Below are 24,259 nucleotides of genomic sequence, written 5' to 3' on the forward strand. Positions count from 1 at the left end.
CGCTTGTCATTCAAGGCAAGTGAAACTAAATCAGAGAGATTCTCAATGCCTGTAGTGATGCCTTGCAGTACGCGTCTGGCCCCATCCCGGTTGCGCCCGTTGTTGCACTTGAGTCTGTTGTTGAGCCTGAGTGCCTGTCCGTTGTTCATCACTGCCGGTTGGGCCGAAGACGCGCCACGGCGCAGCTATCAGGTTCCAGCCGGTAGCCTCGGCGCGGCGCTGACCCGTTTCGCCGGGTTGGCCGGGGTCAATCTGTCCGTGGACCCGGCACTGGTGAGTGGGCGCACCAGCCCTGGCCTTTCCGGTGACTTCGCGGTGGAGGAGGGCTTTGCCCAACTGCTACAGGGTTCCGGTCTGCAACTGCAACCGGTAGGCGAACAGGCGTACATGCTGACCCCGGCGCCAACAGGTAGCACCCTGCAACTGGGCGCTACCTCTATTTACGCGACGGCGGACACGGCGCATGGTGATCCGTACGTCGGCGGGCAGGTCGCACGCCGTGGGTCGCAAGGCTTGCTGGGCTCGAAAGACTTCATGGAGACGCCGTTCAGCGAGACCACCTACACCAGTGAGTTGGTGAAAAACCTGCAGGCTCGTACCTTGGGCGACCTGGTTGCCAGCGATCCCTCGGTTCGCGCCACCAACCCGGCGGGTGGGCGGTATGAGCAGTTCACCATTCGCGGAATGAGCCTGTTCAACAGTGATGTCTCCTACAACGGTCTCTACGGCATTCTGCCGACGTACACCATCGACATGGAAATGGCCGATCGCGTCGACGTCCTCAAAGGCCCGAGTCAGCTCATCAATGGCATCTCGCCGCGGGGCAGCGTGGGCGGCGGGATCAACGTGGTGCCCAAGCGCGCCACCGACGTGCCCATTACTTCGTTTACCGGCAACTACGCTTCCGACAGCCAGGTCGGCGGTGCGGTAGATATCGGTCGGCGCTTTGGTGAGGGGGACATGTTCGGTGTTCGTTTCAACGGCGTGAAGCAGTCCGGCGACACCGAATGGGATCACCAGAGTGTTGACCGCGAGATGGCAGTGCTGGGCCTGGATTTTCGCGGTGAGCGCCTGCGGCTCTCGACGGACGTCGGACATAACGAGCGTGACACCGACGCCCCGCAGGAGCGTGTGCAGGTCGGCGCCAAAGCTCAGGTTCCGCACGCCAGCGATGTTCGCCACAACTATGCACAGCCGTGGAGCAAGGCGCGGACCAAGGACACCTTCGGTACGGTGACCGGCGAGTACGATGTCAGCGATTCCGTCATGGTGTACGCCGGGGCGGGTGCGCGTAAAAGTAATCACGACTTCCTTCGGCACGCCGTAGCGGTCACCAACAACGCGGGCGATTTCAGCGTTCAGCCACGTGACTTCACCCGCGACGAAAATGTCCGGACAGCCAACGCCGGGGTACGCAACTGGTTCCATACCGGTCCGGTGAGCCATGAAATCAACCTGGCTGCCAGCTACTTCTACATGGACTTCGAAAACGGTGGCGCCCGTTATGCCGCCGCCCCGAGCAACCTCTACAACCCTGTGGAAACACCTACACCCATCACGCCCACGCGACTCGACTCGGAGGTTTATACCGAGAACCGTTCCAGCAGCGTGGCGTTGTCCGACACATTGGGCTTCTTCGATGACCAGGTGCTGTTGACCCTCGGCGCACGCTGGCAGCGAGTGCAGGTTGACGACTGGACGGATAATGTCAAAGGCGACACGGGCTACGATGAAGAAAAGGTTTCGCCCTCGGGCGGCATCCTGTTCAAGGCCACCGAAAAGCTCTCGTTGTATGCCAACTACATGGAAGGCCTGAGCCAGGGCAAGATCGCCCCGTCGACCTCGGTGAACGAGGACGAGATCTTCCCGCCGTTCATCAGTCGGCAGGTCGAAGTCGGAGCCAAATATGATGCGGGTGCGTTCGCCATTACCACTGCGGTGTTCCGGATCAAGCAGCCGGCCTATGAAACCAACGCCACCACGCGGGTTTTCGGCCCGAACGGCAAACGCGAAAACAAGGGTGTGGAAGTCAACGTGTTCGGTGAGCCGCTCAAAGGTTTCCGCCTGCTCGGTGGCGTCATGTACATCGACAGCGAGTTGACCGACACCACCAACGGCACCTTTGACGGCAACCGCGCGCCGGCCACGCCGGAATACAACGTCAGCCTGGGGGGCGAGTGGGACGTGCCGAATGTACAAGGCCTGACCCTCACCAGCCGCGGCATCTATTCCAGCTCACAGTATCTGGACCAGTCCAATAACAAGGAAATCGATGCCTGGACGCGTATCGACGTGGGCGCGCGCTACGCCTTCAAGGTTGAAGAAAAGAACATCACCCTGCGTGCCAATATCGAGAACGTGGCCGACAAGCGCTACTGGAGTTCGGCCGGGGCCTCGGATGACAGCGAGCCTGGATTGACGCTCGCGACTCCACGAACCTACCTGCTGTCGGCGACCGTCGACTTCTGAATCGATTCAACCGTGGATTGCGCCACAGGGAAGGGCGCGACCGAGTTGTGTCATGAATCGATTGCAGAGGACCATAGCATGCCCGGCGTGACTTACCTGCCCAAGAAAGAACAGCCCGATACGCCCTCCAGGCGCACGCTGCTGCGCCTGTCCCTGGGCCTGCTTGCACTCAGGTTTGCCCCGTCGGCGTGGGCCCGGACCGACGCCGCGCCGCTGCGGGTGATCACCCTGTTTCAGGGGGCCACGGACAGTGCCGTGGCGCTGGGCATCACACCCTGCGGCATCGTCGATTCCTGGAGTGAAAAGCCCACTTATCGCTATCTGCGCTCGGCACTGGAGCCGGTGCCTCATGTCGGGCTGGAAACCCAGCCCAGCCTTGAGGATATCGCGCTGCTCAAGCCGGACGTGATCATCGCCTCGCGCTTTCGCCATGAACGCATCGCGCCGTTGCTCAAGCAGATCGCCCCGGTGGTGATGCTCGAGGAAGTGTTCGAGTTCAAAAAGACCCTGGCGTTGATGGGGCTGGCCTTGCACCGCCAGCAGCGCGCCGACGAGGTGTTGGCCCGCTGGCAGTTGCGCACGGCACAACTGCGCGAGCAACTGCAGCAGGAATTTGCCGGGCGCTGGCCGCCGACAGTGTCGATTCTGGATGTTCGTGAGGACCATATCCGCAGTTATCTGCCGGCCAGTTTTCCGGGTTCGGTGATCACCGAGCTTGGGTTTGGCTGGAGTGAGGCCAGTCGGGCGGCGAACGGGGTATCGATCAAACTCACCAGCAAGGAGAGTCTGGCGGTGGTCAATGCCGACATTTTCTTTGTCTTCTTGCGCGCGGAGAAACCGGCAGTGCAGCGAAACTATGAAAGCCTGATGCAGCATCCGCTGTGGCAGCAAATGCGTGCGCCGCAACAGGGGCAGGTGTGGCGGGTCGACGGGGTGGCCTGGAGCCTGTCGGGCGGGATGCTCGGGGCGAACCTGATGCTCGATGACGTTGCGCGGCTGGTCAAGGCGGACCTGTCCTGATGAGCAATGGTTTGAAGTTGTGCTGTGCCGCCGTCGTGTTGCTGCTCAGCGGCGTGCTGAGCCTGGCGGTCGGAGCCACCTGGATTCCGTTGTCGAACATTGCCGCCGCGTTCGTGCATCCCGATCCGCTGAGCGTCAGTCACGTGTTGGTGACCACCACGCGCCTGTCGCGCACCTTGATGGCAATGGCCGTGGGCGCGAGCCTGGCCGTGGCGGGGGCCTTGATGCAGGCGCTGACGCGCAATCCGCTGGCGTCCCCCGGGTTGTTCGGGATCAACGCCGGCGCGACGTTTTTTATCATCCTGTGCTCCTCGCTGTTTTCCCTGTCATCCCCGGATGCCTGGCTGTGGAGCGCGTTCATCGGCGCGGCCGTGGCCGGCAGCCTGGTGTGGCTGATCGGCAACATGGGGCAGGGCAGTCTCAGCCCGCTGCGCATCGTGCTGGCGGGTGCGGCAATGGCCGCCTTGTTCTCTGCGTTCAGTCAGGCGTTGCTGGTGGTCAATCAGGATGGACTGGACACGGTGCTGTTCTGGCTGGCGGGTTCGTTGACCGAGCGCAGCCTGTCGGTCGCCGCGCCACTACTGATCTGTGGCGTACTCGGGTTGTTCGGCGCGATGTTGCTGGCGGGGCAGGTCAACGTGCTTGACGCAGGCGAGGAGATCGCCACCGGCCTGGGCCAGCGCACCGGTTTGATCCGGCTGCTGATGAGCGTGCTGGTGGTCTGTCTGGCGGGCAGTGCCGTGGCATTGGCCGGCAGCATCGGGTTTATCGGCCTGCTGGTGCCGCACATGGTGCGCAAGGGCCTGTCCATCGATCATCGCTGGTTGCTGCCGGGGTGTGCGCTACTCGGCGCCATTGTCCTGCTGCTGGCCGATACCTTGTCGCGGGTGTTGATCCTGCCGCAGGAGGTCCCGGTGGGCGTGATGACGGCACTGTTCGGCGCACCGTTTTTCATTCTGCTGGCCCGGCGTGGAGGTCGTTATGGATAAGGTCCTGACCTGGCGCCGCAGCGGCTTTTCCCGGCGGATCAATGTCACTACGTTGTGGCGGTTGCTGGCGGCGTTGATGGTGACGGCGTTGATCATGCTCGGCTCACTGTCGCTGGGCAAAGTCATGCTGTCGCCGTTGGAGGTGCTGCGGATTCTGCTGTCGACCCAGGACGCCAGCCTGACGTTCATCGTCGAGCAACTGCGCTTGCCGCGCATGCTCCTGGCGGCGTTGGTCGGTGCGGCGTTGTCGGTGTCGGGGTTGATTCTGCAAAGCATCATCCGCAACCCGCTGGCTTCACCTGACCTACTGGGTATCACCAGTGGGGCCAGTGCGGCGGCCGTGCTGTATCTGGCGTTTTTCTCCGTGGCGCTGGGCCAACAGTTTCTGCCGCTGGCGGCGATGTCCGGTGCGGGGCTGGCGGCATTGGCGATCTATCTGCTGGCCCGGAAGCAGGGGGCCTCACCGCTGCGCCTGGTGTTGATCGGGGTCGGCATCAGTGCGATGTTGACCGCCGCGACCACCTTCATCCTGGTCTTCAGTCCGTTGACCACGACCCTGTCGGCTTATGTCTGGCTGACCGGCAGCGTGTACGGCGCCAGTTGGCCGGAACCGCTGGCGCTGGGGCGCTGGTTGTTGGGTATCTGCCCGCTGCTGGTGCTGCTGGCCCGGCAGGTGAGGGTGCAACAACTGGATGACGCTCTGGCCCAGGGCATTGGCGTTCGCGTGCAGTGGCTGCGCGCCGGTTTGTTGCTGGTGAGCGTGGCATTGGCTGGAGCTGCGATTGCCTGGGGCGGGGCGATCGCGTTTGTCGGGCTGATTGCGCCGCACATTGCCAAGCGCCTGGTAGCCCCGGGTTTTGGCGGCCAGGCGGTGATGGCGGCGTTGGTCGGGGCGAGCCTCGTGGTGCTGGCCGACCTCGCCGGGCGTGTCCTGTTTTTGCCGCTGGATCTGCCGGCGGGGATTTTTGTCGCCGTGCTGGGCACACCCTTTTTTCTCTATTTGTTGATTAAACAGCGTCATTAAGGAATTCAACGCATGACGTCGATTGCAAGTCGCGGCCTGACCCTGAGTTACCAGCGCCAGGTCATTATTGACGCGCTGGACATGCAACTGCCCCAGGGCAAGATTTCGGTACTGATCGGCAGCAACGGCTGCGGCAAAAGCACCTTGCTCAAATCCTTCGCCCGACTGCTCAAACCGCAGCAGGGCTCGGTGATTCTCAACGGTGTGGATATCCAGCAAAAGTCCACGGCCGCCGTGGCCAGGGAGTTGGCCATTTTGCCTCAGACCCCCAGCGCGCCGGAGGGCATCACCGTGCGGCAGTTGGTGGCGTTGGGACGTTATCCGTATCAGAGCTGGATGCAGCAGTGGTCGGCTGAAGATGAGGCCATGGTCAACCGCGCGCTGACGCAAACCAGCCTCCAGGCCCTGGCGGACCGACCGGTGGACGCGTTGTCCGGCGGGCAGCGCCAGCGCGCGTGGATCGCCATGACCCTGGCCCAGGACACTGGCATCGTGCTGCTCGACGAACCCACCACGTTTCTCGACCTGGCGCACCAGATCGAAGTGCTGGACCTGCTGCGCGACCTCAACCGGCTCGAAAACAAGACCATCATCATGGTGCTGCACGACCTCAACCTGGCCTGTCGTTACGCCGACCACATGGTTGCGGTGCACAACCGGACGGCCTTTGCCCAGGGGCGGCCCGACGAGGTGTTGACCGAACCCTTGGTCAAAACCGTATTCGACCTCAATTGCCGGATCATTGCCGATCCGTTCTTCGGCACGCCGTTGTGCATTCCGTTTGGCCGGGAATTGCCGCAATGAGTCTGGCACGTCATTTCACCGCGCCGCAGTGGACGGTGTTGTCCGGCGGCTTGCGGCTCAAGGACGGCGACGAGCGCGACCCGTTGCGTTCGCTGATGGCCCGGGACTTGTTGCAGGAAGACGTGTGCGAGCAACTGCTGGACACCCTGGGCCCGGTGATCGGTTCGCCGACCCGGGCGATCACCGCCTCGTTGCTGGGCAAGCGCTTGTCGTTTCTGGCGAACGGTGCCTGTCTGTATGCGCTGTCGGTGTATGACAAGGGGCTGTTGTTGACGCTCGACAACACGCTGATTGAATACGGCCACGATGAGGGGCAGTGGACGTCGTCGATGCCGCTGCATCACGGTCTGCCGCTGACCTATGGGGCCAATGAGCGCGAGGCCTGGCGGGAGGCCCTGGTGCGGGGATTGTTCGCGGGACTGCTGCAACCGTTGTGGCACACCTTCAACCGTGTCACCGGTGTCTCCCGGCGCATCCTCTGGGAAAACACGGCCGTGCGCGTTTACTCGCTGTATGAAAAACGCATGGCAAAGATCGAAGACCCGTCAGTGCGCGAGCGCTGTGAAGCGGATTTCAATTGGCTGCTGACACAAGCCGAGCCTGCGTTGTTCGGTCTCGATTACAACCCGCTGAGCCATTTCCGCCGACCGCCGACGCTGGTGGACGATGGGCAACGCAGCATTCGCTTTCGCCGAACCTGTTGCTTTTACTACCTGGCCACCGAACCCGCTGAGTACTGTTCAACCTGCCCGTTGCTACGTCCGGGGAAATGCCGATGAGATGTGCATTCAGGGTGATGGGGCAGGCGCCTGAACGATGGCTCAGGCGCGTGCCCTTCACAGAAAGTGCCTGGCTCAGCCTTGCAGATAGACCGCGTGGGTATGGGTGTATTCGTACAGCCCATGCTTGCCATCCGCGCCGCCGATGCCGGACTTGCGCACACCGGCATGGAAGCCTTGCATGGCTTCGAAGTTCTCGCGATTGACGTAGGTTTCGCCAAAATCCAGCTCGCGCATCGCCTGCAGGGTTTTGTTCAGGTCACGGGTGTAGATCGACGAAGTCAGGCCATAGTCGCAGTCGTTGGCCAGGGCGATGGCTTCGTCCAGGTCGTCGATTATCTGGATCGGCAGCACTGGCCCGAAAATCTCTTCGCGCATGATCTCCATGTCCGCGCGACAACCGGCTAAAACAGTGGGCTGGAAGTGGAAGCCATTGGGCAGGTCGGCCATTTGCCCGCCGCTGATCAGGCTTGCGCCCTGGCTCAACGCGGTGCGGACTTTGCGGTTGACGCTGTCCAGCCCCTGGCGGTTGATCAGCGGGCCCATCTCCACGTCGGGCTGGGCAATCGGGTCGCCATAACGGGTCGCACTCATGGCCGCCGCGATGCGTTCGATGAACTGATCCGCCACCTTGCGCTCGACATAGACCCGCTCGGCGCAATTGCACACCTGGCCGCTGTTGATGATCCGCGAATCGCGGATCGCCCGGACCGCCAGGTCGAGGTCTGCATCCGCCAGTACAATGGCTGGCGCCTTGCCACCCAGTTCCAGGTTGAGCTTGGTGATGTTCGGTGCAGCGGCGGCCATGATCCGCGAGCCGGTGTCGACGCTGCCGGTGAAGCTGATCATGTCCACGCCCTTGTGCGCGCTCAGTGCCGCGCCGACTCGGCCGTCACCGCAGACCACGTTGAACACGCCGGGCGGCAGGTCGGTTTCGGCGACCAGCCGGGCAAATTCGAAGCAGTTGTTCGGGGTTTCTTCGCTGGGCTTGATGACGATGGTGTTGCCGGTCAGCAGGGCCGGGGCCATTTTTCGGGCGATCAGGAAGAAGGGGAAATTCCATGGCAGGATCCCGGCCACCACGCCCAAGGGTTTGCGCAGCAGGAGAATGTTTTCGTTCTGGCGGTCGCTAGTGATGATTTCGCCCTCGATACGCCGCGCCCATTCGGCCATGTAGTCGAGGTAGTCGGCGGTGAAATTGACTTCGACTTGCGCCAGCCCGCTGATCTTGCCTTGCTCCAGGGTGATGGTGCGCGCCAGGTGCGAGACGTTTTCCCGCAGTTTCGCGGCGATCCGGCGCAAGTAGCCGGCGCGGTCATTCGCCGGTTTGCGCGCCCAGTCTTTCTGGGCGGCGCGGGCGGCGGCAAGGGCGCGGTCGACGTCCTCGGCGGTCGAGGCCGGGACTTTCGACAGCACGGCGCCGGTGGCCGGGTTGATCACATCGAGGTGGGCAGCGCTGGCCACGAACTGGCCGTCGATGAAGTTTTCGTAAACAGGCACGGATGACATGGTGCGACTCCTTGGCAGATCAGTAAGTGCGTGACGGCGCTTGAGTGGCGGCAGGTTCGCGGTAGCGGGCGAGGGTGGCCATGGCGCCTTGGCGCAGCAGGCTGATGTCGATGGCCACTGCAATGAACTGGCAGCCCCAGCGCTGGTAGCGGCGGGCGTCTTCTTCGTTGGGGGCGAGAATCCCGCAGGCCTTGCCGGCCGCCAGTGTGGCGTTCACGGCGTGTTGAATCCGCTCCTGGACTTCCGGGTGGCCGGGGTTGCCGGCGTGACCCAGGCCGATCGACAAATCCGCTGGCCCGATAAACACCGCATCCACGCCCTCGACGGCGGCAATCGCAGCGACGTTTTCCACGCCGGTGCGCGATTCCACCTGGACGATCAGGCACAGTTGTTCGTGGGCGGTATTCAGGTAATCCGGCACAGCGTCCCAGCGCGTGGCCCGGGTCAGGCCGCCGCCGACCCCGCGAATGCCGTGGGGCGGGTAGCGCATGGCGCGCACCAGCGCCTGTGCCTGTTCGGCGGTTTCGACCATCGGGATCATCAGCGTCTGCGCGCCGATATCCAGCAGTTGCTTGATCAGATTGGCATCGCCATTCACCGCGCGCACCACCGGCGCGGTCGGGTAAGGCGCCACGGCCTGCAACTGGGCGAGTACGCCGGGCACGGTGTTGGGCGCGTGCTCGCCATCGATCAGCATCCAGTCGTAGCCGGTGGTGGCGACAATCTCGGCGGCGTAGCCGGTGGCGAACCCGGCCCAGATGCCGTACCGGGTTTCGCTGTTGTTCAGTGCGGCCTTGAACGCGTTGTGCGGCATGTTCATCACGAACTCCTTTCTCAGCGGTTATACGGCCGATGCAGTTGGCATTCCGGGTTGAGGGTCACGCCGAAACCAGGCTGGTCGAGCGCGGACAGGCGCATGCGGCCATTGACCGGCACCGGTTCGCCGAGCAATTGCGGGTGGAACATCGGCACCACTTCGTCAGCCTTCGGCGCCATCATCAGGAACTCGGCGAACGGGCTGTTATGCCGGGTGGCGACGAAGTGGTAGCTGTACACCGAAGAGCCGTGGGGGATGACCAGCGCGTTGTGGGCGTCGGCCAGGGCCGAGATCTTCACCAGTTCAGTGATCCCGCCGCACCAGCCGACATCCGGCTGGATGATGTCGCAGCAGCCCATCTCCAGCAGCATGCGGAAGCCCCAGCGCGTGGCTTCATGTTCGCCGGTGGTCACCAGCATGCCCTTGGGTACGTTGTTGCGCAGGGCGGCGTAGCCCCAGTAATCGTCCGGCGGCAGGGCCTCTTCGATCCATTTCAAGCCATGTTCGTGGGCGCCGACCGCCAGTCTGGTGGCGTAGTTGAGGTCCAGGCTCATCCAGCAATCGAGCATCAGCCAGAAGTCCGGGCCGACACGCTCGCGCATGGTCGCCAGTTCTTCGAGGTTCTTGCGCAGGCCTTCTTCGCCTTCGGCCGGGCCTTGGTGCAGCGGCATCTTGCCGCCGATGAAGCCCATTTTCTGCGCCAGGTCCGGGCGGGCGCCGGTGGCGTAGAACTGCAATTCGTCGCGCACCGCACCGCCGAGCAACTGGTGCACGGGCTCCTGGCGGATCTTGCCGAGCAAGTCCCACAGCGCCAGGTCGACGCCGGAGATCGTGTTGATGACGATGCCCTTGCGCCCGTAATACAGGGTCGACTGGTACATCTGGTCCCAGATCTTTTCGATGTCGGTGACCCGGGCGCCTTCGAGGAAGCGCGCCAGGTGCTTCTCGACAATGTAGGCGGCCGGCTCGCCGCCCGTGGTCACGGCAAAACCGACGGTGCCGTCGCTGGCCTCGATCTCCACCACCAGGGTGCCGAGTACGTTGATGCCGAAGGTGCGGCGGCTCTGGCGATACTCGGGGTATTTGCTCATCGGCGTGGCAATGTGATCGTCGATCCAGTGGCCGTCGGCCTGGTCGTGATAATCCGCGCCGCCGCCACGCAGGGTGAAAGCGCGCACGTGTTTGATGGTTGGAATGCCCATGGTGTGATTCCTTTTGTTAAACGGCGGTCAGGTTTAAACGGTGGCCGGTTTGTTCGAGGCTTCATGGCCGGGCGCGCGTACGCCCAGCACCAGCAACGCGGCGATGACGGTGGTAACGGCCAGCACGTACAAACCAGCTGCCGGTGAATGGAAAGCGCCCTCGGCCCAGTTCTTCAGGATGGGGGCGATGAAGCCGCCGAGGGCGCCGAACGAGTTGATCAGGGCGATCCCGGCCGCGGCGGCATTGCCGGCGAGGTAGCTGGAGGGGAAGGTCCAGAACACCGGTTGCACGGCGATGAAGCCGGAGGCGGCAAAACACAGGGCGATGATCCCCAGCAGCGGATTGCTGAAGGTCACCGAGCAGGCGATCCCGGCGGCGGCCATCAGCAAGGTCAGGCACGCGGTGCGGCGGCGCTCGCCGGTGCGGTCGCTGTAGCCGGGGATCAGGTAGGCGGCGATCAAGGCGCAAATCCATGGAATCGCCGTGACCAGGCCGACCATCAGCCCGACCTTGGTCCCCAGCAGTCCGCCGACCTGGCTTGGCAGGTAAAACACCACGCCGTAGACGCTGGCCTGGATCAACAGGTAGATCAGGCACAGGTACAGCACCGAGGGTTGGCAAATGACGTTGAGCAGGCTGCGGCCGTGGTTCTGTTTATGGCTGTCTTCCTGATCGAGCAGGCTTTGTACTTGCTGGCGTTCCTCGACGGTCAGCCACTTGGCATCGGCCGGCCGGTTGTCCAGGTACCAGTAGGCCCAGATGCCCACCGCCGTCGCCATCAGGCCTTCAACGGCAAACAGCCACTGCCAGCCGTGGAAGCCGGCGAAGCCGTCCAGTTCCAGTAGCAAGCCGGACAACGGGCTGCCGAAGATGAACGCCAGCGGCGCACCGAAATAGAAGAAACCCATGGCCTTGCCGCGCACGGCGCTGGGGAACCAGTAGGTGAGGTAGAGGATCACCCCGGGAAAGAAGCCGGCTTCGGCCACGCCCAGCAGGAAGCGCAGGATGTAGAAGCTGGTTTCTGTGTGGGCGAAGACCATGGCGGCGGAGACCAGGCCCCAGGTGACCATGATCCGGCACATCCACAGGCGGGCGCCGACGCGGTGCAGGATCAGGTTGCTCGGCACTTCAAGCAACGCGTAGCCCACGAAGAACACCCCGGCGCCGAAGGCGAAGGCGGCATCGCTGATATTGGTGTCGGCCTGGAAGGCTTGCTTGGCGAACCCGACGTTGGCGCGGTCGAGGAAGGCCATGATGTACATCAGCAGGAGAAACGGGAGTAGCCGCCAGGAAATTTTGGCGAGCAGAGGCGCGGGTAGAGTCTTCATCGCAGTTTTCCTTTGGTAGGGCATTTGTTCTTATGGGGAAGACTGTACGGCCGCTGATCGATGCGTTACAAATCGAATCTAGCTCACAACTGATACCTTGAGGGTATCGATAAAAAAGGCCCGCCATGACCACGCCGATCATCTCCCGCAGCCTGCTCAATCGCCTGCGCTACAAGCATCTGCACATGCTGGTGACGCTCAGCTCCAGCCAGAACCTGCACCGCGCTTCGCAAAGCCTGAACATGTCGCAACCGGCGGCAACCCGCATGCTCCATGAGATTGAAGACATGTTCGGCTGCGATCTGTTCGAGCGCCTGCCGCGGGGGATGCGCCCGACAGCGCTGGGCCAGGAACTGATTCGCTTTGCCGAGTCGGCCATCAGTGGTCTGGACCGTTGCGCCGAGGACCTGATGGCGCGGCAGCAGGGCGGCTACGGCTATCTGTCGATCGGTACCATCATGGGCGCGGCGCCGGGCCTGGTCATGGATTCGATTGCCGAGATCAAGGCGCTCAATCCGCAGCTGCGGATTCGCATCATGGGCGACACCAGCGACCAGGTGATCCAGTTGCTGGAACAGGGCCGCATCGACCTCGCCATCGCCCGGCGCAATGCCGCCACCGACAGTGAGCACTACGTCTTCGAGCAGTTGGGTAACGAACGCTTGCTGGTGGTGGTGCACGCCGGCCACCCGCTGGCCCGGCGCAAAAAACTGGACATGGCCGAGCTGGTCAGCGGTTGGCCGTGGATCCTGCAACCGGAAACCAGTCCGGCGCGCATCGGCCTGGATCAGGCCTTGCAGCGGTTAGCTTTGCCGTTACCGGCGGACATCATCGAATGCAGTTCGGTGTACTCCATGCAGCAGCTTATTCAGTTGACCGACGCGATCATGGTTCTGTCGGAAACCGCATTGCGCGACTATCTTAAAATGGGCTTGGTGGTGGCATTGCCGGTGGAACTGGATGTGCAGATGGCGCCATTCGGGTTGTTGTTGCGCAAGGGCGAGCACATCAGCCGGGAGTTGGGGTTGTTCATTGAACTGCTGCGTCGAAAAGTCGCGGTTTTTTGATTCCTTGGTCAGTTTTTAGTTTTCCGCGAAGGCATAAGCCTATAAACTTAACCTTTCGGTCAGCTTTGCACTGTCAACAACAGCCCTTTGCATCGTCGAAAAGGGCTTCTGCAAGACTCGAGATTTCCAGTACATAACCAGAAGGGCGGACCCCATAACCGCCCAGAGGATGATCCATGTCCAACCGTGAAATATCCCGGCGCTCGTTCCTCCAGGGCGGGCTGGTAGCGGGTGTGAGCGTGACGCTCACGCCATTGAGCAGCCAGGCGCTGGCCGCCTTGATGGAAAACAGCGTGACCGTGCCGTCCGAGCAGTGGCTCGGCAACAATGGCCAGGCGCGCGCCCGTAACGATGCCTTGTCCAAGGTCTGCGGCAGCAAGGTCTTTGCCCGCGACATCCGCGCCAAGGACATGCCGGGCTGGCCGCAGCAGCAAGGCCACGCCATGCTGCTCAAAACCATCAAGGCCGACCACATCTTCGCCGGCATCGACCTGTCGTGGCTGGGCGCCGGGTTGCAGCCGGACCGCATCGTCACCGCCGAAGACCTGGTCAAGGACGGCATCGTGTTCCCTGAGGAGCACGCCCCGGATCCATTGTTGCCGGCCGGCAAGGTGCCGATGTTCATCGGTCATCCGGTGGCGATCCTGATCTGGAACGACTTCGAGCGTTTCCGTCAGGCCAAGAACCAGCTCAAGTTCAATGACAAGGCCATCCGCTACGGCGAAAAAGTGCCGTTCTACGAAGGCGATCCATACGGCAGCTTCCGCTATGTGCGCGTCGGCGGTGCGACCTCGGCCGACGAAGATGAGTTCGCCAGCCTCAAGGATTCGATCCTGTTCCCGATGCTGAAAAACCGTCGTCCGGTGTGGAACTCCCAGCCGAACCTGCACGGCAACCTGACCGAGCGCGGGTTGTTCTACGCCGAGCGCATGAAGCAGCAGATCGACACGCCGCCGGACAACTGGCTGGTGTTCGACGAGCGCTACAAGACCCCGTCGATCGAACCGGCCGCCCTGGAGCCGGACAACGGTAACGGCTGGTACGACCCGGCCACCAAGACTTTGCATTTCGTTGTCGCCACCCAGTGCCCGCTGGAAACCGCGACCGAGACCGCGAAGATGATTGCGCCGTCGCGTTTCGGCCTGGCCAACCTGAACATGCACCCCGGTTACACCGTCGGTTATGGCTCCAAAGACCACAACATTTTCGTCTACTACGCAGCGCTGGCCGCGTTGTACGGCGCCGGTGTGCCGGTGCGCCTGGCCAACGACCGCTACGAGCAGTTCCAGAGCGGCATCAAGCGTCACCCGTTCGACATTCGTTACCAGTTGGCGGTGGACAAGAACGACCACAGCTTCAAGATCTTCCGCGCTGAAATGAGCGTCGACGGTGGCGGGCGAATCAACTACAGCCCGTCGGTGGCGGCGGTGGGCGCCACGGCCGCGCAATCGATCTATTACATGCCGCAGAACGACCTGCAGGTCACGGCTTACCATTCCCGCGCGGTAGAAGCCGGGTCGATGCGTGGCTACGGCACCCTGCAGAGCATGGCGTCGACCGAAATGATGGTCGACGAAATCGCCGATCGCCTCGGTGTCGATGCCATTGAGCTGCGCCGCAAGAACGCACTGCGTTCGGGCATGAAAAACACCCAGGGCGCGATCCCGGCCGGTGCCTTGCGCCTGCACGAAATTCTCGACAAGGCGGCTGTCCACGAGGTCTGGAAAAACCGCGACGCGATCAAGAAGCAACGCGAAGCCGCCGATCCGGACAACTGGTACGGGGTGGGTTTCGCCATCTGCCAGAAAGACTTCGGCACCGGTTCCGAAGCGCCGATGGCCAGTATTGAATTCACCGCCGAAGGTCGCATCAGCCTGCGCCACATCGGTATCGAGATCGGCACCGGCATGTCGACCTCGCAGGCCATGGTCGTGGCCGATTTCCTCGGTATCCCGGCGCACGAAGTGAAGACCGGTGAAACCGAATGGAAAGAGTTGCAACTGATCAGCAGCGGCAACCCGTACATCATGAGCCAGGCCGAACAGGATAATGTCCTGCGCAACCCGCGTTGGGTCGGCAAGGTGGCTTCGGCATCGTCGGCCACCAACTCGGCGTACTACTTCAGCCACGCCACCCGTGAAGCGGCGCGCGTGCTGTTCAACCACGGCCTGTGGCCGGCGGCGATGGAGATCTGGCGTCAAGGCCCTTTCGGTGGTCAGGCCAACCCTTACGTGGTGCGCCGCGAAGACGCCCATTGGGTCGATGGCAAGCTCACCGCCAACGGCATGGAACCCCTGCCGTTCGCCATGCTGGCAAAGCGTGTTCACGAGCGCGGCCTGGTGAGCGGCGCCACGGTGCACGGTTTCAACCGCTGGAGCTGGGCCGAGGCCGAGTTCAGTATCGACGGCGTGCGTGAGCGCTTGCCGCTCGACGGCCTGGCCGTGAAGTACGGCGACGGTGCACCGAAAGCGAAGAAGGCGCAGATGAACAGCGCCGGTTTCCATTTGCTGGACCGGCAGAACATCGCCTACCCGGCAACCCAGTTGAACAACGCGGCGGTGACGTACTACAGCCCGGTGGCGACGCTGGTGGAAGTGAAGGTCAACAAGGGTTCGAACGAAGTGTCGGTACTCAACCATCACTCGTGGGTCGAGTGCGGTCGCGTGCTGGTGCCGGAGCTGGTCAAGGGCCAGCTCGAAGGCGGTATCGCCATGGGCATCGGCCATGCGTTGATGGAAGAAATGCCGCTGTACGAAGGCGGGCCGGGGGAGGGTGACTGGAACTTCAACCGTTACCGCCTGCCCATGGCGCGGCACGTCGCGGTGTGGAAGCAGACGGCGGAGATCCTGCCGCCACTCTCGCCAAGCGACCCGTCCAAGGGCATCGCCGAAGTGGTGATGATTCCTGTGGTGGGTGCCATCGGCAATGCCGTGGCCCATGCCATCGGTAAACGTGTCCGCGACCTGCCTATCACTTCTGCACGCATCAAGGAGGCCCTCAATGGCTAACCGTCCGCTTCAACTGACCCTCAACGGTCAATCCGTCGGCCCGGTGGACATCCCTGATGACCTGCCGATGATCGACTACCTGCACGAATACAAGAACCTCACCGGTTCGCGCCTGGGCTGCGGCCAGGGCATCTGCCACGCCTGCGTGGTGATCGTCGACAACCCCGACGGCACCAGCGAAGAAGTGCGCACCTGCATCACCGGTGCGCACTATTTCGAAGGCAAGAAAGTGCGGACCATCGAAGGCCATGCGACCCGCGACGAGCAGGGCAAGGTCACCGAGCTGAACCCGATCCAGCAGCGCTTCGTCGACGAATTCGCCTTCCAGTGCAGCTACTGCGCGCCGGGCTTCGTCAATGCCGCGACCGTGCTGGTGGAAAAGCTGCAGCGTCAGCCGATCGTCAAAAGCCAGCTGGAAAAAGTCATCGAGGACAGCCTCGGTCATCACATCTGCCGTTGCACCGGGTACGTGCGCTACTACAGCGCCACCCGCAACGTGCTGACCGATCTCGGCCTGGTCAAGGAGGGTTAAGCATGAAGTCACTATTGTCCCGCCTGACGCTGGCGGTCGGCCTGGCTGCGCCTGTGTTGCTGGCCCACGCCGATGAGGCGCAGGTCAAGCAAGGCGCGTACCTTGCCCACGCCGCCGATTGCATGGCCTGCCACACCGCGCCGGGTGGTGCACCCTATGCGGGCGGCCTGCCGATCGTGTCGCTGTTCGGCACGATCTACGGCACCAACATCACCCCGAGCAAAGAGCACGGCATCGGCCTGTACAGCGATGACGAGTTTTTCGCCGCTCTGACCGAAGGCAAGCGCCGCGATGGCGCGAACCTGTATCCGGCGATGCCGTACACCTCGTATCACCTGATGCCGCGCGCCGATTCCGATGCGATTCATGCCTACCTGAAAACCGTCGAGCCGATCGAGCGCGCCGCCCCGGTCACCCGCCTGAGCTTCCCGTTCAACGTGCGCCTGGGCCTGATGGGCTGGAACATGATGTACGGCAAGGATGTGAAGCTGGAGTCTGCCGAAGGCAAAAGCGAAGCCTGGAAACGCGGCCAGTACATGGTCGACGTGCTCGGTCACTGTGGCGAGTGCCACACCCCGCGCGGCTTGCCTGGCGCGATGCAGCAGGACAAGCGCATGACCGGCGGCATTCTCAATGGTTATCTGGCGCCAAGCCTGCTGGCCACTGACCTGGCGGCCCGTGGCTGGAATCATCAGGACCTGAGCTCGTTCCTCAAGCACGGCATGAGCGCCCAGGGCACGATGTTCAACGAGATGTTCCCGGTGTTCCACAACAGCACCCAGGGCCTGAGCGATCCGGATCTGGCGGCCATGGCGACCTTCCTGCTCGGCGATCAGCCACCGGCGGCGAAAGTGCTCACCGAAGTGCCGTTGGACAAACTGAGCCCGAGTGCCCAGCGTGGCCGTCAGGAATATTTGAACGTCTGCGCCGGTTGCCATGCGCCGGGCGGCGAGGGCAAGCCGCACATTGCCGTAGCCATGCGTGGCAACACCACGCTGCGCCTGGAAGACCCGCGTAACCTGCTGCGGGTAATCGACGACGGTATCGGTGAGCAGAAGTTCTCCGGGTTCGAGCACATGCAGCCGATGCCGGGCTTCGCCGAGAAGTTGAGCGACGGGCAACTCACGGATCTGCTGAACTACCTGCGTCAGGGCTGGGGCGGTCAGCCCAATGACCTGGCGCTGAACGACGTGCAGAAGTTGCGGGCCGATGCGCCGCCGCTCGAGCACAAGGCGCACTGATATGCAGCATCTCGATCTGCAAGTGGTGCGCCGGGCGCTGGAGTGGTCGACGGCCGGTCAGCGCATCTGGCTGTGTACGGTGCTGGCCACTTACGGCTCGGCACCGCGCGCACCGGGTTCGCTGCTGGCAGTGAACACTGACGGGCACTGGATTGGCTCGCTATCCGGTGGCTGTGTCGAGGAGGATTTTCTCGAGCGAGTCGCCGAGGGCGCGTTTCTGCAGCCGGTCAGCGTCGTTCGTTACGGCGAAGGCGACGACCCACGCTCGCGCGTCAGCCTGCCCTGTGGCGGGGTGCTGGATGTGCTGGTCGAGAAGCTTGAGGCCGATTGCGAGGTGCAGGCGCATTTGCGCGAGCTGGAGTCAGCGTTGTTGGGTCGACGTCGATTGATCCGCGAAGTCGATCTGCAAAGCGGTGCGCGCAGCCTGTTCGATGATCGTGAGCAGGGAGTGCGTATCGAACGTGAAATCGACCGCGTGCGTGTGCGTGTGCGTGTCGGCGCGGCCCAGCGCTTGTTGCTGGCCGGCTATTCCAGTGTGGCACAGGCCTGTGCGGAGTTTGCCGTGGGCCTGGGTTTCGAGGTGATTCTGTGCGATCCGCGGGACGAAGTGCTGGAAGGCGTCGTGCTGGAGAACGTGGAGATTCGCCGCCAACTGCCGTCGGTGTTCATCGCCGACGGCGGCTGCCACAGCGACACGGCGGTGGTGGCGTTGACCCACGACCCGCGTATCGATGACCTGGCGATGATGGAGGCGGTTCGCACCGAGGCGTTCTATATCGGTGTGATGGGCTCCATGCAGACCTCGCAGAAGCGCTTCGAGCGTTTGCGGCGCATCGGCGGTCTGGGGGAGGTCGAGTTGGGGCGGATTCATGCGCCAATCGGGCTGAACTTGGGCAGCAAGACGCCAGCGGAGATTGCCCTGGCGGTGCTGGCGGATATCCTGCGGATTCGCAGCGGTATCGCGCGGGACCGGCTTTAAGATCAAAAGATCGCAGCCTGCGGCAGCTCCTACAGGGATCATGGTTCCTGTAGGAGCTGCCGCAGGCTGCGATCTTTTTTGTTTTAAAGGTCAGTACCCGAACTTGTCCCGCAATCCGTAATACCAGGCGCCCAATGCCGCGAACGGCGTACGCAGCAATTGTCCGCCGGGGAACGGGTAGTGGGGCAGGTCGGCAAACGCGTCAAAACGCTCGGCCTGGCCGCGCAACGCTTCGGCCAGCACCTTGCCCGCCAGGTGCGTGTAAGTCACGCCATGGCCGCTGCAGCCCTGGGAGTAGTAGATGTTGTCGCCCAGGCGTCCGACCTGAGGCAGGCGCGACAGGGTCAGCAGGAAGTTACCGGTCCACGCGTAATCGATCTTCACGTCCTTGAGCTGCGGGAAGGCCTTGAGCATCTTCGGTCGAATGATCGCTTCGATGTTCGCCGGATCCCGCGCGCCGTACACCACGCCGCCGCCGAAGATCAGGCGCTTGTCACCGCTGAGGCGGTAGTAGTCGAGCAGGTAATTGCAGTCTTCGACGCAGTAGTCTTGAGGCAGCAGGGTCCTGGCCAGTTCTTCGCCCAGGGGCTCGGTGGTAATCACCTGCGTGCCGCAAGGCATCGACTTGGCGGCCAGTTCCGGCACCAGATTACCCAGATAGGCGTTGCCGGCGACTATGATGAATTTGGCCCGGACCTTACCTTGCGGCGTGTGCACCACCGGGTTGGCTCCGCGCTCGATGCGCACGGCCGGCGACTGCTCGTAGATCGTCCCGCCCAGGGACTCGACCGCCGCCGCTTCACCCAGCGCCAGGTTGAGCGGATGGATGTGGCCGCCACTCATGTCCAGCATGCCGCCGACATACTGATCACAGGCCACCACTTCGCGGATGCGGCGCTGATCCATCAACTCGAGTTGGCTGTGGCCGAATCGCTCCCACAGGCGCTTCTGCGACTCCAGATGACCCATCTGCTTGGCGGTCATCGCGGCGAACACGCCACCGTCCTTCAGATCGCACTGGATGTTGTACCTGGCGACCCGCTCACGAATGATCCGGCCACCTTCAAACGCCATCTGCCCCAGCAACTGAGCCTGCTTGGGACCGACCGTGCGCTCGATGACATCGATGTCGCGGCTATAGCTGTTAACGATCTGCCCGCCATTACGCCCGGACGCCCCGAAACCCACCTTGGCGGCCTCAAGCACCGTGACCTTGAAACCGTTCTCCAGCAGAAACAGGGCAGAGGACAGCCCCGTGTAACCGGCGCCAATCACACAGACATCGGTCTCGACATCATCCTGCAACGCCGGGCGCGGCGGAACCGCATTGGCCGATGCGGCGTAGTAGGACTCTGGGTAGGGAGTGTTAGCCATCCGGCAGCCTCTGTTTAATATATTTTACGAGTGCGTTGATCCTACCCGAGTTGAAAATCGCCCGCCAGCCACCCGGAAAATCTTCTTTGTACCGGCAAAATTAAATATTTTGCATATTCATAGGGTTAGCGCGAAAAAAGGTGTTGACACCCCTCCGGAATTCCGTAGAATGCCGCCTCACAGCAGGCACGTAGCTCAGTTGGTTAGAGCACCACCTTGACATGGTGGGGGTCGTTGGTTCGAGTCCAATCGCGCCTACCAAACAAAATCCGCTCTGCTGGGCGGTCTGGAAGGGCTCACCGAAAGGTGGGCCCTTTTTTGTTGTCTGGTGTTTGGGCAAGCATTGGGAATGTTTTGGGCAAACGACCGCCGCGCTACATCTTCAGGTCGGCTTTGACCTTCATATAAACCACCGCGTCATCGCCGTGCCCTGCCTGGTAGTGCTCGGTCGTCTTCACGTCCGCGTGCCCCATCAAACCCTGAATGTATTCCTGTTCGAAACCCTGTTGCTCGTACAGCCATGCACCTAGTTCGCGGATCTCGTGGATCTCGTGGAAGTTGGGGCGCTCGCCGGCTGGCATGTCGTCGTAGGGGGGGGCGAATCGTCCCGAGCCTGGGCAAATGACTGGGTCAGGTAATCCGCTGTCACTGCGTTCCAGTGTAGCTTGGCGTCGAGCTGGGAGCGTTTGCGTGCCTTGGGCGAGTAGTGGATCAGGTACGGGCAGGCGACAGGCGATCTCATACATTCCAGCACCACCTCACGTAGCGCCCTGTCCCATGGCAATCTCCAGGTGCACAGGCTTCCCGTAGTTTTGCGTTTTGCGTTTTGCGTTTTGCGTTTTACGGGCGGTGGGCGTGGTTTCGGTTTGAAAATCGGACATGACGATTCCTCGCCCGCCGTTCACCGGCGGGCTGTATTTGGATTTGTGGGTTACGCTGGAAAGCAGGCAGCGTGAGAACGCAAACGGTCTCTCGTCATGGATGGATCAAGATGAAACTGATTTTGATAGTGCTTGTTGTTGGTCTGTTGGCTTGGAAGTTTTCTCCTGAATTACAGTCCTGGGCTGAGGCTCGGCTGTCGAGTCCCCAAAGAACTTCTACGGTCGTGACTGCGCCGAAGCCTGTCTCGGCTCCAGTTAAATGTGACGGGCGCAAATATTGCTCGCAGATGACCTCGTGCGCAGAGGCCAAGAACTTTCTGCAAAATTGCCCAGGAATGGAAATGGATGGAGACCACGACGGGATACCTTGTGAGACGCAGTGGTGCCGGTGACTATTCGCCGCTCATCGGTAGGCTGGTAGGTGGATTGTGAAATCAGATGAGGGGCCTGCTTTCACTCTTGTATGGGGCGGTCAGCCCGCAGCTCCTGTAGGGTGAGCTCACCCAGCCTTCTTGGATTGCAGCACATCCAGCAAGAGCAGACCTTGCCATGATTTGCGAAGACGCCTGCCTCTCGAGCAGTGGCTTCCCAGTCTTTGGTTTTCTGGTTTCTTTCAAAGCGAGCCTTTATGCGGCGTGTATCGTGTCGTCGTTGAGCTCTAGACATGTCTTTCTCCTAAGCCGAAGACGACAAAGCCCCGGCAGATTTCTCTGGCGAGGCTTGTTCGGCCCACTCCTGAATGTGCAGGAATGGCAGGGTGGAAATAATGTCGCTCTTGCGCTAACGGATTTCAACCTTTTCGTGTCTGCCCGTCCCGCATCAGTTTTCTCGAAGGTACTTCGACAGCGTAATACAGGATGAACGACGCCAAAAATATCATCGGAATTTAATACTGAGAGGCTATCTGCCTGCACGAAAAGAAAGCCACAGGCTGAACTTATCTTTCCGAGATATACAGGAACCGGATTTAAGTAGATCCAGACTCTTCCAGATCTGAATAACGCTTGCCCCATAAAAGCTCAGAGCGCGAAACCCGTCGCATGAATCAGATGCACCTCCTGCGCTCCAGCGATCAGGTGCATTGGGACGTTCTGTTGTACATCAATGGACGGTACCTCGAAGCTCCCTACAATCTGGAGGTGTCGCTCGCTCAGTTCGGTCGACTCTGCTGCCTTTTCCTTAGCCATTCTCGCGTGGTTCATTGCGATTTCGTTGAGCGTTGACACGTTACATCTCCCGGTGACTGACCAAGCGTATCGCTGGAGTCCTTAAGCGTTGATTGAATGGCTGCTGCGTCAGAATTATGTCGTTCCGTCGCTGCTACGCGCGATCTGTGCAATCCTCAAGCCACGGATGCGGTTGAACTCATCGTGGTGTTTTCGCAGGCGACGAATGGCGGGTAATGGTGGATGTTGGTCCGGATTCTTGGCCATTCAGGCGTAAACTAGTGGGGCTGCCTCATTGAAAGGAGCCGCCCATGAACGTCGATCAAATCAGCAAACAGGCACCCGTAGACAAAGCCGTTTGGGATCAATACTTCTGCGCTGCATTGATTGCCGAAAGCAATCTGACAGCCCCGGTTGTGGGCGGGGCTACGCACGAAGACAGGCAGAACCTGTTGATCGAGAGGGCCAGAGCCCTGGCCGACAAAATGATGGAAAACCGGAAATAACCAGAGCCCAGCCATAGCGCTGGGCTCTTTGCATGCGGGGCTATGCGCCGATGCTGACAATGTGCGCGTTGTGGGTCAGGCGATGAGCTCTACCTTGCCGCTCGCCAGGCGATAGACACCTCCCACGATCTTCAGCATGCCTTTGCTCTGCGCATCGGTCAGCAAGGGCGAGGCCTGTTTCAGGCTGTTGACCGAATTTTTGACGTTCTGCGCGGTGGCGTTTTCCATCAGGCTCCCGGGTTGCTTCAGCACGGCCTCGATGGCTGACTTGAGTGCGTCGGTCAGTTTCGGGATATGGCCGGGGAAAACCGTCTGGTCCTTGACAACCTTGATGCCGGCCTCGATGGCGCCGCAGCTCTCATGGCCGAGTACCAGAATCAGCGGGGCGCCCAGTACGGCGACCCCGTATTCAAGACTGGCCAGGCCTTCCGGGGTGACAAAATTGCCCGCGACGCGGATGGAGAAAAGATCGCCGCGCGCAGTGTCAAACGCATACTCCGGGGCGATGCGCGAGTCAGAGCAGCTCAGCACGGCCACGAACGGATTTTGACCTGACACCAGGGCCTCTCGCTCAGCCTTGAAATCATGAATCTTGGATGTACCGCTTACATATCGTTCATTACCCTCCATCAGTCTTTTCAGCGCCATGTCGGGGCTGATCACGTTTTGTGGTTTGGGCGGGGCTGTCGCTTTTTCGGCTGCCTGGATGATCCTGCCGGGCAGTGTGCCGGTCAGCAGCAGGGCGCCTGCGCTCAATCCGGCAAATTGAAGAAAACGACGACGGCCTGTTGTGTTTGAAGCAGAGCTTGAATCACATGATTCACACATGATTTTGTTTACTCAGTTCAATGCGGTGAGAGTGAGTTGCTGTTGGGGCTGGGACTGCCACGGTCGCTCAATGCCAGCGCAGTGGAGTCTAGTTGGTCTGTCATATTGTGTACCGGGCCTGGTCCGAGGATGCCGTGCAAGCAGCCATTTCATGGGCTACTACTGTCAGGCTCATAGAGCTTCTACCTGGCAGGAGTTTCTCGATGCTGACTAATTGGTTTCTGGCGGCGGTTCATCTTTTGGCGGTTGCGTTGGGATTCTGGGCGGTGCTGACTCGAGGCACGGCTTTTCGGCGTCTGGCCGATGGGACCGCAGAAGTGCGCAGTGTCCTGATGGCGGACAATATCTGGGGTATTTCAGCTGTCGTGTTACTGATCAGCGGGGGGTGGCGAGCCTTTGGCGGGTACGAGAAAGGCACGGACTATTACCTGCATCAGCCGCTGTTTCATCTGAAGATGACGCTGTTCGTGCTGATCTTGCTGCTGGAGATTGCGCCCATGGTGACGTTGATCAAATGGCGGATAGCGCTGGGCCGTAAAGTCGCCTTCGATACTGGCCGTGCGAAGCTGTTTGCACGGATCAGTCATGTCGAGGCACTGCTGGTGCTGTTGATGGTGGTGGCGGCGACTGGCATGGCGCGCGGGGTGATGTTCGGTTAGCCACGCAGCGAACGCGTACTTCCCCAGGATAAACAAGAAATGTCTGACAGCCAGGACGTTGAGCTTGTCGCTAGTA

23 protein-coding genes and 1 tRNA gene are annotated in these 24,259 nt (G+C 61.6%); 15 read left to right on the forward strand and 9 right to left on the reverse strand.

Translation table 11 applies throughout. The features are described from left to right. Positions 1-45 precede the first annotated feature (45 nt). From KSS91_RS09750 to KSS91_RS09775, 6 genes are all read left to right on the forward strand, one after another. Positions 46-2,469, forward strand: coding sequence for a TonB-dependent receptor (locus KSS91_RS09750; RefSeq protein ID WP_217837750.1), 2,424 nt, complete (start codon positions 46-48; stop codon positions 2,467-2,469). Between the two features lie 78 nt (positions 2,470-2,547). Beyond that, positions 2,548-3,489 carry an ABC transporter substrate-binding protein gene (locus tag KSS91_RS09755; RefSeq protein ID WP_217837751.1) on the forward strand — a complete coding sequence of 314 codons (942 nt, stop codon included), beginning with the start codon at positions 2,548-2,550 and terminating at the stop codon, positions 3,487-3,489. Continuing rightward, complete coding sequence (locus KSS91_RS09760; RefSeq protein WP_217837752.1) at positions 3,489-4,478, forward strand: FecCD family ABC transporter permease; 990 nt, start codon at positions 3,489-3,491, stop codon at positions 4,476-4,478. The genes KSS91_RS09755 and KSS91_RS09760 overlap by 1 nt, the downstream gene beginning before the upstream one ends. Beyond that, entirely contained in the window at positions 4,471-5,502 is a 1,032-nt protein-coding gene (locus tag KSS91_RS09765) for a FecCD family ABC transporter permease (RefSeq protein ID WP_217837753.1), read from the forward strand. Before KSS91_RS09760 ends, KSS91_RS09765 begins: the two co-directional genes overlap by 8 nt. A 12-nt stretch (positions 5,503-5,514) precedes the next feature. Continuing rightward, positions 5,515-6,306: an ABC transporter ATP-binding protein gene (locus KSS91_RS09770; protein ID WP_015095875.1), complete on the forward strand. Its 792-nt coding sequence runs from the start codon at positions 5,515-5,517 to the stop codon at positions 6,304-6,306. Next, complete coding sequence (locus tag KSS91_RS09775) at positions 6,303-7,085, forward strand: IucA/IucC family C-terminal-domain containing protein (protein ID WP_217837754.1); 783 nt, start codon at positions 6,303-6,305, stop codon at positions 7,083-7,085. The genes KSS91_RS09770 and KSS91_RS09775 overlap by 4 nt, the downstream gene beginning before the upstream one ends. 75 nt (positions 7,086-7,160) lie before the next feature. On the opposite strand, the gene aldA is transcribed toward KSS91_RS09775, so the two are convergent. From aldA to KSS91_RS09795, 4 genes are read right to left on the reverse strand one after another with little or no spacing between them, the layout of a single operon-like run. Beyond that, on the reverse strand, positions 7,161-8,594 hold the full coding sequence (gene aldA, locus KSS91_RS09780; RefSeq protein WP_217837755.1) for an aldehyde dehydrogenase: 1,434 nt from the start codon (positions 8,592-8,594) through the stop codon (positions 7,161-7,163). Positions 8,595-8,613: 19 nt separating this feature from the next. Beyond that, positions 8,614-9,414, reverse strand: coding sequence for an aldolase/citrate lyase family protein (locus tag KSS91_RS09785; protein WP_217837756.1), 801 nt, complete (start codon positions 9,412-9,414; stop codon positions 8,614-8,616). Positions 9,415-9,428: 14 nt separating this feature from the next. Continuing rightward, on the reverse strand, positions 9,429-10,613 hold the full coding sequence (rhmD, locus tag KSS91_RS09790; protein ID WP_217837757.1) for an L-rhamnonate dehydratase: 1,185 nt from the start codon (positions 10,611-10,613) through the stop codon (positions 9,429-9,431). A gap of 33 nt (positions 10,614-10,646) precedes the next feature. After that, a complete protein-coding gene (locus KSS91_RS09795; protein ID WP_217837758.1) occupies positions 10,647-11,942 on the reverse strand; it encodes an MFS transporter in 1,296 nt (431 codons plus the stop codon). Between the two features lie 125 nt (positions 11,943-12,067). Here KSS91_RS09795 and KSS91_RS09800 point away from each other — a divergent pair, with 125 nt between their 5' ends. The 5 genes from KSS91_RS09800 to KSS91_RS09820 all read left to right on the forward strand — a co-directional run bounded on the left by KSS91_RS09800 (position 12,068) and on the right by KSS91_RS09820 (position 18,769). Continuing rightward, on the forward strand, positions 12,068-13,009 hold the full coding sequence (locus KSS91_RS09800; RefSeq protein WP_015095870.1) for a LysR family transcriptional regulator: 942 nt from the start codon (positions 12,068-12,070) through the stop codon (positions 13,007-13,009). Between the two features lie 176 nt (positions 13,010-13,185). Then, positions 13,186-16,017 carry a xanthine dehydrogenase family protein molybdopterin-binding subunit gene (locus tag KSS91_RS09805; RefSeq protein ID WP_217837759.1) on the forward strand — a complete coding sequence of 944 codons (2,832 nt, stop codon included), beginning with the start codon at positions 13,186-13,188 and terminating at the stop codon, positions 16,015-16,017. Next, positions 16,010-16,549 carry a (2Fe-2S)-binding protein gene (locus KSS91_RS09810; RefSeq protein ID WP_007982256.1) on the forward strand — a complete coding sequence of 180 codons (540 nt, stop codon included), beginning with the start codon at positions 16,010-16,012 and terminating at the stop codon, positions 16,547-16,549. The genes KSS91_RS09805 and KSS91_RS09810 overlap by 8 nt, the downstream gene beginning before the upstream one ends. Positions 16,550-16,551: 2 nt before the next feature. Continuing rightward, positions 16,552-17,790 (forward strand): c-type cytochrome, encoded by a 1,239-nt coding sequence (locus KSS91_RS09815; RefSeq protein WP_217837760.1) that lies wholly within the window; start codon positions 16,552-16,554, stop codon positions 17,788-17,790. A 1-nt stretch (position 17,791) separates the two neighbouring features. Beyond that, a complete protein-coding gene (locus KSS91_RS09820) occupies positions 17,792-18,769 on the forward strand; it encodes an XdhC family protein (RefSeq protein ID WP_217837761.1) in 978 nt (325 codons plus the stop codon). A gap of 90 nt (positions 18,770-18,859) precedes the next feature. On the opposite strand, the gene KSS91_RS09825 is transcribed toward KSS91_RS09820, so the two are convergent. Next, positions 18,860-20,143, reverse strand: a complete 1,284-nt coding sequence (locus tag KSS91_RS09825; RefSeq protein ID WP_217837762.1) for an NAD(P)/FAD-dependent oxidoreductase — start codon at positions 20,141-20,143, stop codon at positions 18,860-18,862. A 184-nt stretch (positions 20,144-20,327) separates the two neighbouring features. Between KSS91_RS09825 and KSS91_RS09830 the strand changes: the two genes are divergently transcribed. Further along, positions 20,328-20,404 (forward strand) — tRNA-Val (locus KSS91_RS09830). Positions 20,405-20,517: 113 nt separating this feature from the next. Here KSS91_RS09830 and KSS91_RS09835 read toward each other — a convergent pair. Together KSS91_RS09835 and KSS91_RS28480 are read right to left on the reverse strand one after the other, a co-directional pair. Beyond that, on the reverse strand, positions 20,518-20,889 hold the full coding sequence (locus KSS91_RS09835) for a site-specific integrase (RefSeq protein ID WP_225923730.1): 372 nt from the start codon (positions 20,887-20,889) through the stop codon (positions 20,518-20,520). 12 nt (positions 20,890-20,901) lie between these two features. Further along, complete coding sequence (locus KSS91_RS28480; RefSeq protein WP_263986909.1) at positions 20,902-21,024, reverse strand: hypothetical protein; 123 nt, start codon at positions 21,022-21,024, stop codon at positions 20,902-20,904. Positions 21,025-21,134: 110 nt separating this feature from the next. Between KSS91_RS28480 and KSS91_RS09840 the strand changes: the two genes are divergently transcribed. Further along, positions 21,135-21,416: an excalibur calcium-binding domain-containing protein gene (locus KSS91_RS09840; protein ID WP_217837763.1), complete on the forward strand. Its 282-nt coding sequence runs from the start codon at positions 21,135-21,137 to the stop codon at positions 21,414-21,416. A gap of 627 nt (positions 21,417-22,043) precedes the next feature. On the opposite strand, the gene KSS91_RS09845 is transcribed toward KSS91_RS09840, so the two are convergent. Further along, positions 22,044-22,250: a hypothetical protein gene (locus tag KSS91_RS09845; RefSeq protein WP_217837764.1), complete on the reverse strand. Its 207-nt coding sequence runs from the start codon at positions 22,248-22,250 to the stop codon at positions 22,044-22,046. Between the two features lie 251 nt (positions 22,251-22,501). Here KSS91_RS09845 and KSS91_RS09850 point away from each other — a divergent pair, with 251 nt between their 5' ends. Next, on the forward strand, positions 22,502-22,696 hold the full coding sequence (locus tag KSS91_RS09850; protein ID WP_217837765.1) for a hypothetical protein: 195 nt from the start codon (positions 22,502-22,504) through the stop codon (positions 22,694-22,696). A 75-nt stretch (positions 22,697-22,771) separates the two neighbouring features. On the opposite strand, the gene KSS91_RS09855 is transcribed toward KSS91_RS09850, so the two are convergent. After that, positions 22,772-23,524, reverse strand: coding sequence for a carbonic anhydrase (locus KSS91_RS09855; protein ID WP_217837766.1), 753 nt, complete (start codon positions 23,522-23,524; stop codon positions 22,772-22,774). Positions 23,525-23,727: 203 nt separating this feature from the next. Between KSS91_RS09855 and KSS91_RS09860 the strand changes: the two genes are divergently transcribed. Continuing rightward, entirely contained in the window at positions 23,728-24,183 is a 456-nt protein-coding gene (locus KSS91_RS09860; RefSeq protein ID WP_217837767.1) for a DUF2214 family protein, read from the forward strand. Positions 24,184-24,259 lie beyond the last annotated feature (76 nt).

This window comes from Pseudomonas azerbaijanorientalis, from assembly GCF_019139795.1.
Lineage (GTDB): Bacteria > Pseudomonadota > Gammaproteobacteria > Pseudomonadales > Pseudomonadaceae > Aquipseudomonas > Aquipseudomonas laurylsulfatiphila.

What these genes read in the sequence shown, in the direction of transcription:
- KSS91_RS09750 (WP_217837750.1), top strand. Translation starts at nt 46, where the DNA reads ATGCCTGTAGTGATGCCTTGCAGTACGCGTCTGGCCCCATCCCGGTTG.
- KSS91_RS09755 (WP_217837751.1), top strand. Translation starts at nt 2,548, where the DNA reads ATGCCCGGCGTGACTTACCTGCCCAAGAAAGAACAGCCCGATACGCCC.
- KSS91_RS09760 (WP_217837752.1), top strand. Translation starts at nt 3,489, where the DNA reads ATGAGCAATGGTTTGAAGTTGTGCTGTGCCGCCGTCGTGTTGCTGCTC.
- KSS91_RS09765 (WP_217837753.1), top strand. Translation starts at nt 4,471, where the DNA reads ATGGATAAGGTCCTGACCTGGCGCCGCAGCGGCTTTTCCCGGCGGATC.
- KSS91_RS09770 (WP_015095875.1), top strand. Translation starts at nt 5,515, where the DNA reads ATGACGTCGATTGCAAGTCGCGGCCTGACCCTGAGTTACCAGCGCCAG.
- KSS91_RS09775 (WP_217837754.1), top strand. Translation starts at nt 6,303, where the DNA reads ATGAGTCTGGCACGTCATTTCACCGCGCCGCAGTGGACGGTGTTGTCC.
- aldA (WP_217837755.1), bottom strand. Translation starts at nt 8,594, where the DNA reads ATGTCATCCGTGCCTGTTTACGAAAACTTCATCGACGGCCAGTTCGTG.
- KSS91_RS09785 (WP_217837756.1), bottom strand. Translation starts at nt 9,414, where the DNA reads ATGAACATGCCGCACAACGCGTTCAAGGCCGCACTGAACAACAGCGAA.
- rhmD (WP_217837757.1), bottom strand. Translation starts at nt 10,613, where the DNA reads ATGGGCATTCCAACCATCAAACACGTGCGCGCTTTCACCCTGCGTGGC.
- KSS91_RS09795 (WP_217837758.1), bottom strand. Translation starts at nt 11,942, where the DNA reads ATGAAGACTCTACCCGCGCCTCTGCTCGCCAAAATTTCCTGGCGGCTA.
- KSS91_RS09800 (WP_015095870.1), top strand. Translation starts at nt 12,068, where the DNA reads ATGACCACGCCGATCATCTCCCGCAGCCTGCTCAATCGCCTGCGCTAC.
- KSS91_RS09805 (WP_217837759.1), top strand. Translation starts at nt 13,186, where the DNA reads ATGTCCAACCGTGAAATATCCCGGCGCTCGTTCCTCCAGGGCGGGCTG.
- KSS91_RS09810 (WP_007982256.1), top strand. Translation starts at nt 16,010, where the DNA reads ATGGCTAACCGTCCGCTTCAACTGACCCTCAACGGTCAATCCGTCGGC.
- KSS91_RS09815 (WP_217837760.1), top strand. Translation starts at nt 16,552, where the DNA reads ATGAAGTCACTATTGTCCCGCCTGACGCTGGCGGTCGGCCTGGCTGCG.
- KSS91_RS09820 (WP_217837761.1), top strand. Translation starts at nt 17,792, where the DNA reads ATGCAGCATCTCGATCTGCAAGTGGTGCGCCGGGCGCTGGAGTGGTCG.
- KSS91_RS09825 (WP_217837762.1), bottom strand. Translation starts at nt 20,143, where the DNA reads ATGGCTAACACTCCCTACCCAGAGTCCTACTACGCCGCATCGGCCAAT.
- KSS91_RS09835 (WP_225923730.1), bottom strand. Translation starts at nt 20,889, where the DNA reads ATGTATGAGATCGCCTGTCGCCTGCCCGTACCTGATCCACTACTCGCC.
- KSS91_RS28480 (WP_263986909.1), bottom strand. Translation starts at nt 21,024, where the DNA reads ATGTCCGATTTTCAAACCGAAACCACGCCCACCGCCCGTAAAACGCAA.
- KSS91_RS09840 (WP_217837763.1), top strand. Translation starts at nt 21,135, where the DNA reads ATGAAACTGATTTTGATAGTGCTTGTTGTTGGTCTGTTGGCTTGGAAG.
- KSS91_RS09850 (WP_217837765.1), top strand. Translation starts at nt 22,502, where the DNA reads ATGAACGTCGATCAAATCAGCAAACAGGCACCCGTAGACAAAGCCGTT.
- KSS91_RS09855 (WP_217837766.1), bottom strand. Translation starts at nt 23,524, where the DNA reads ATGTGTGAATCATGTGATTCAAGCTCTGCTTCAAACACAACAGGCCGT.
- KSS91_RS09860 (WP_217837767.1), top strand. Translation starts at nt 23,728, where the DNA reads ATGCTGACTAATTGGTTTCTGGCGGCGGTTCATCTTTTGGCGGTTGCG.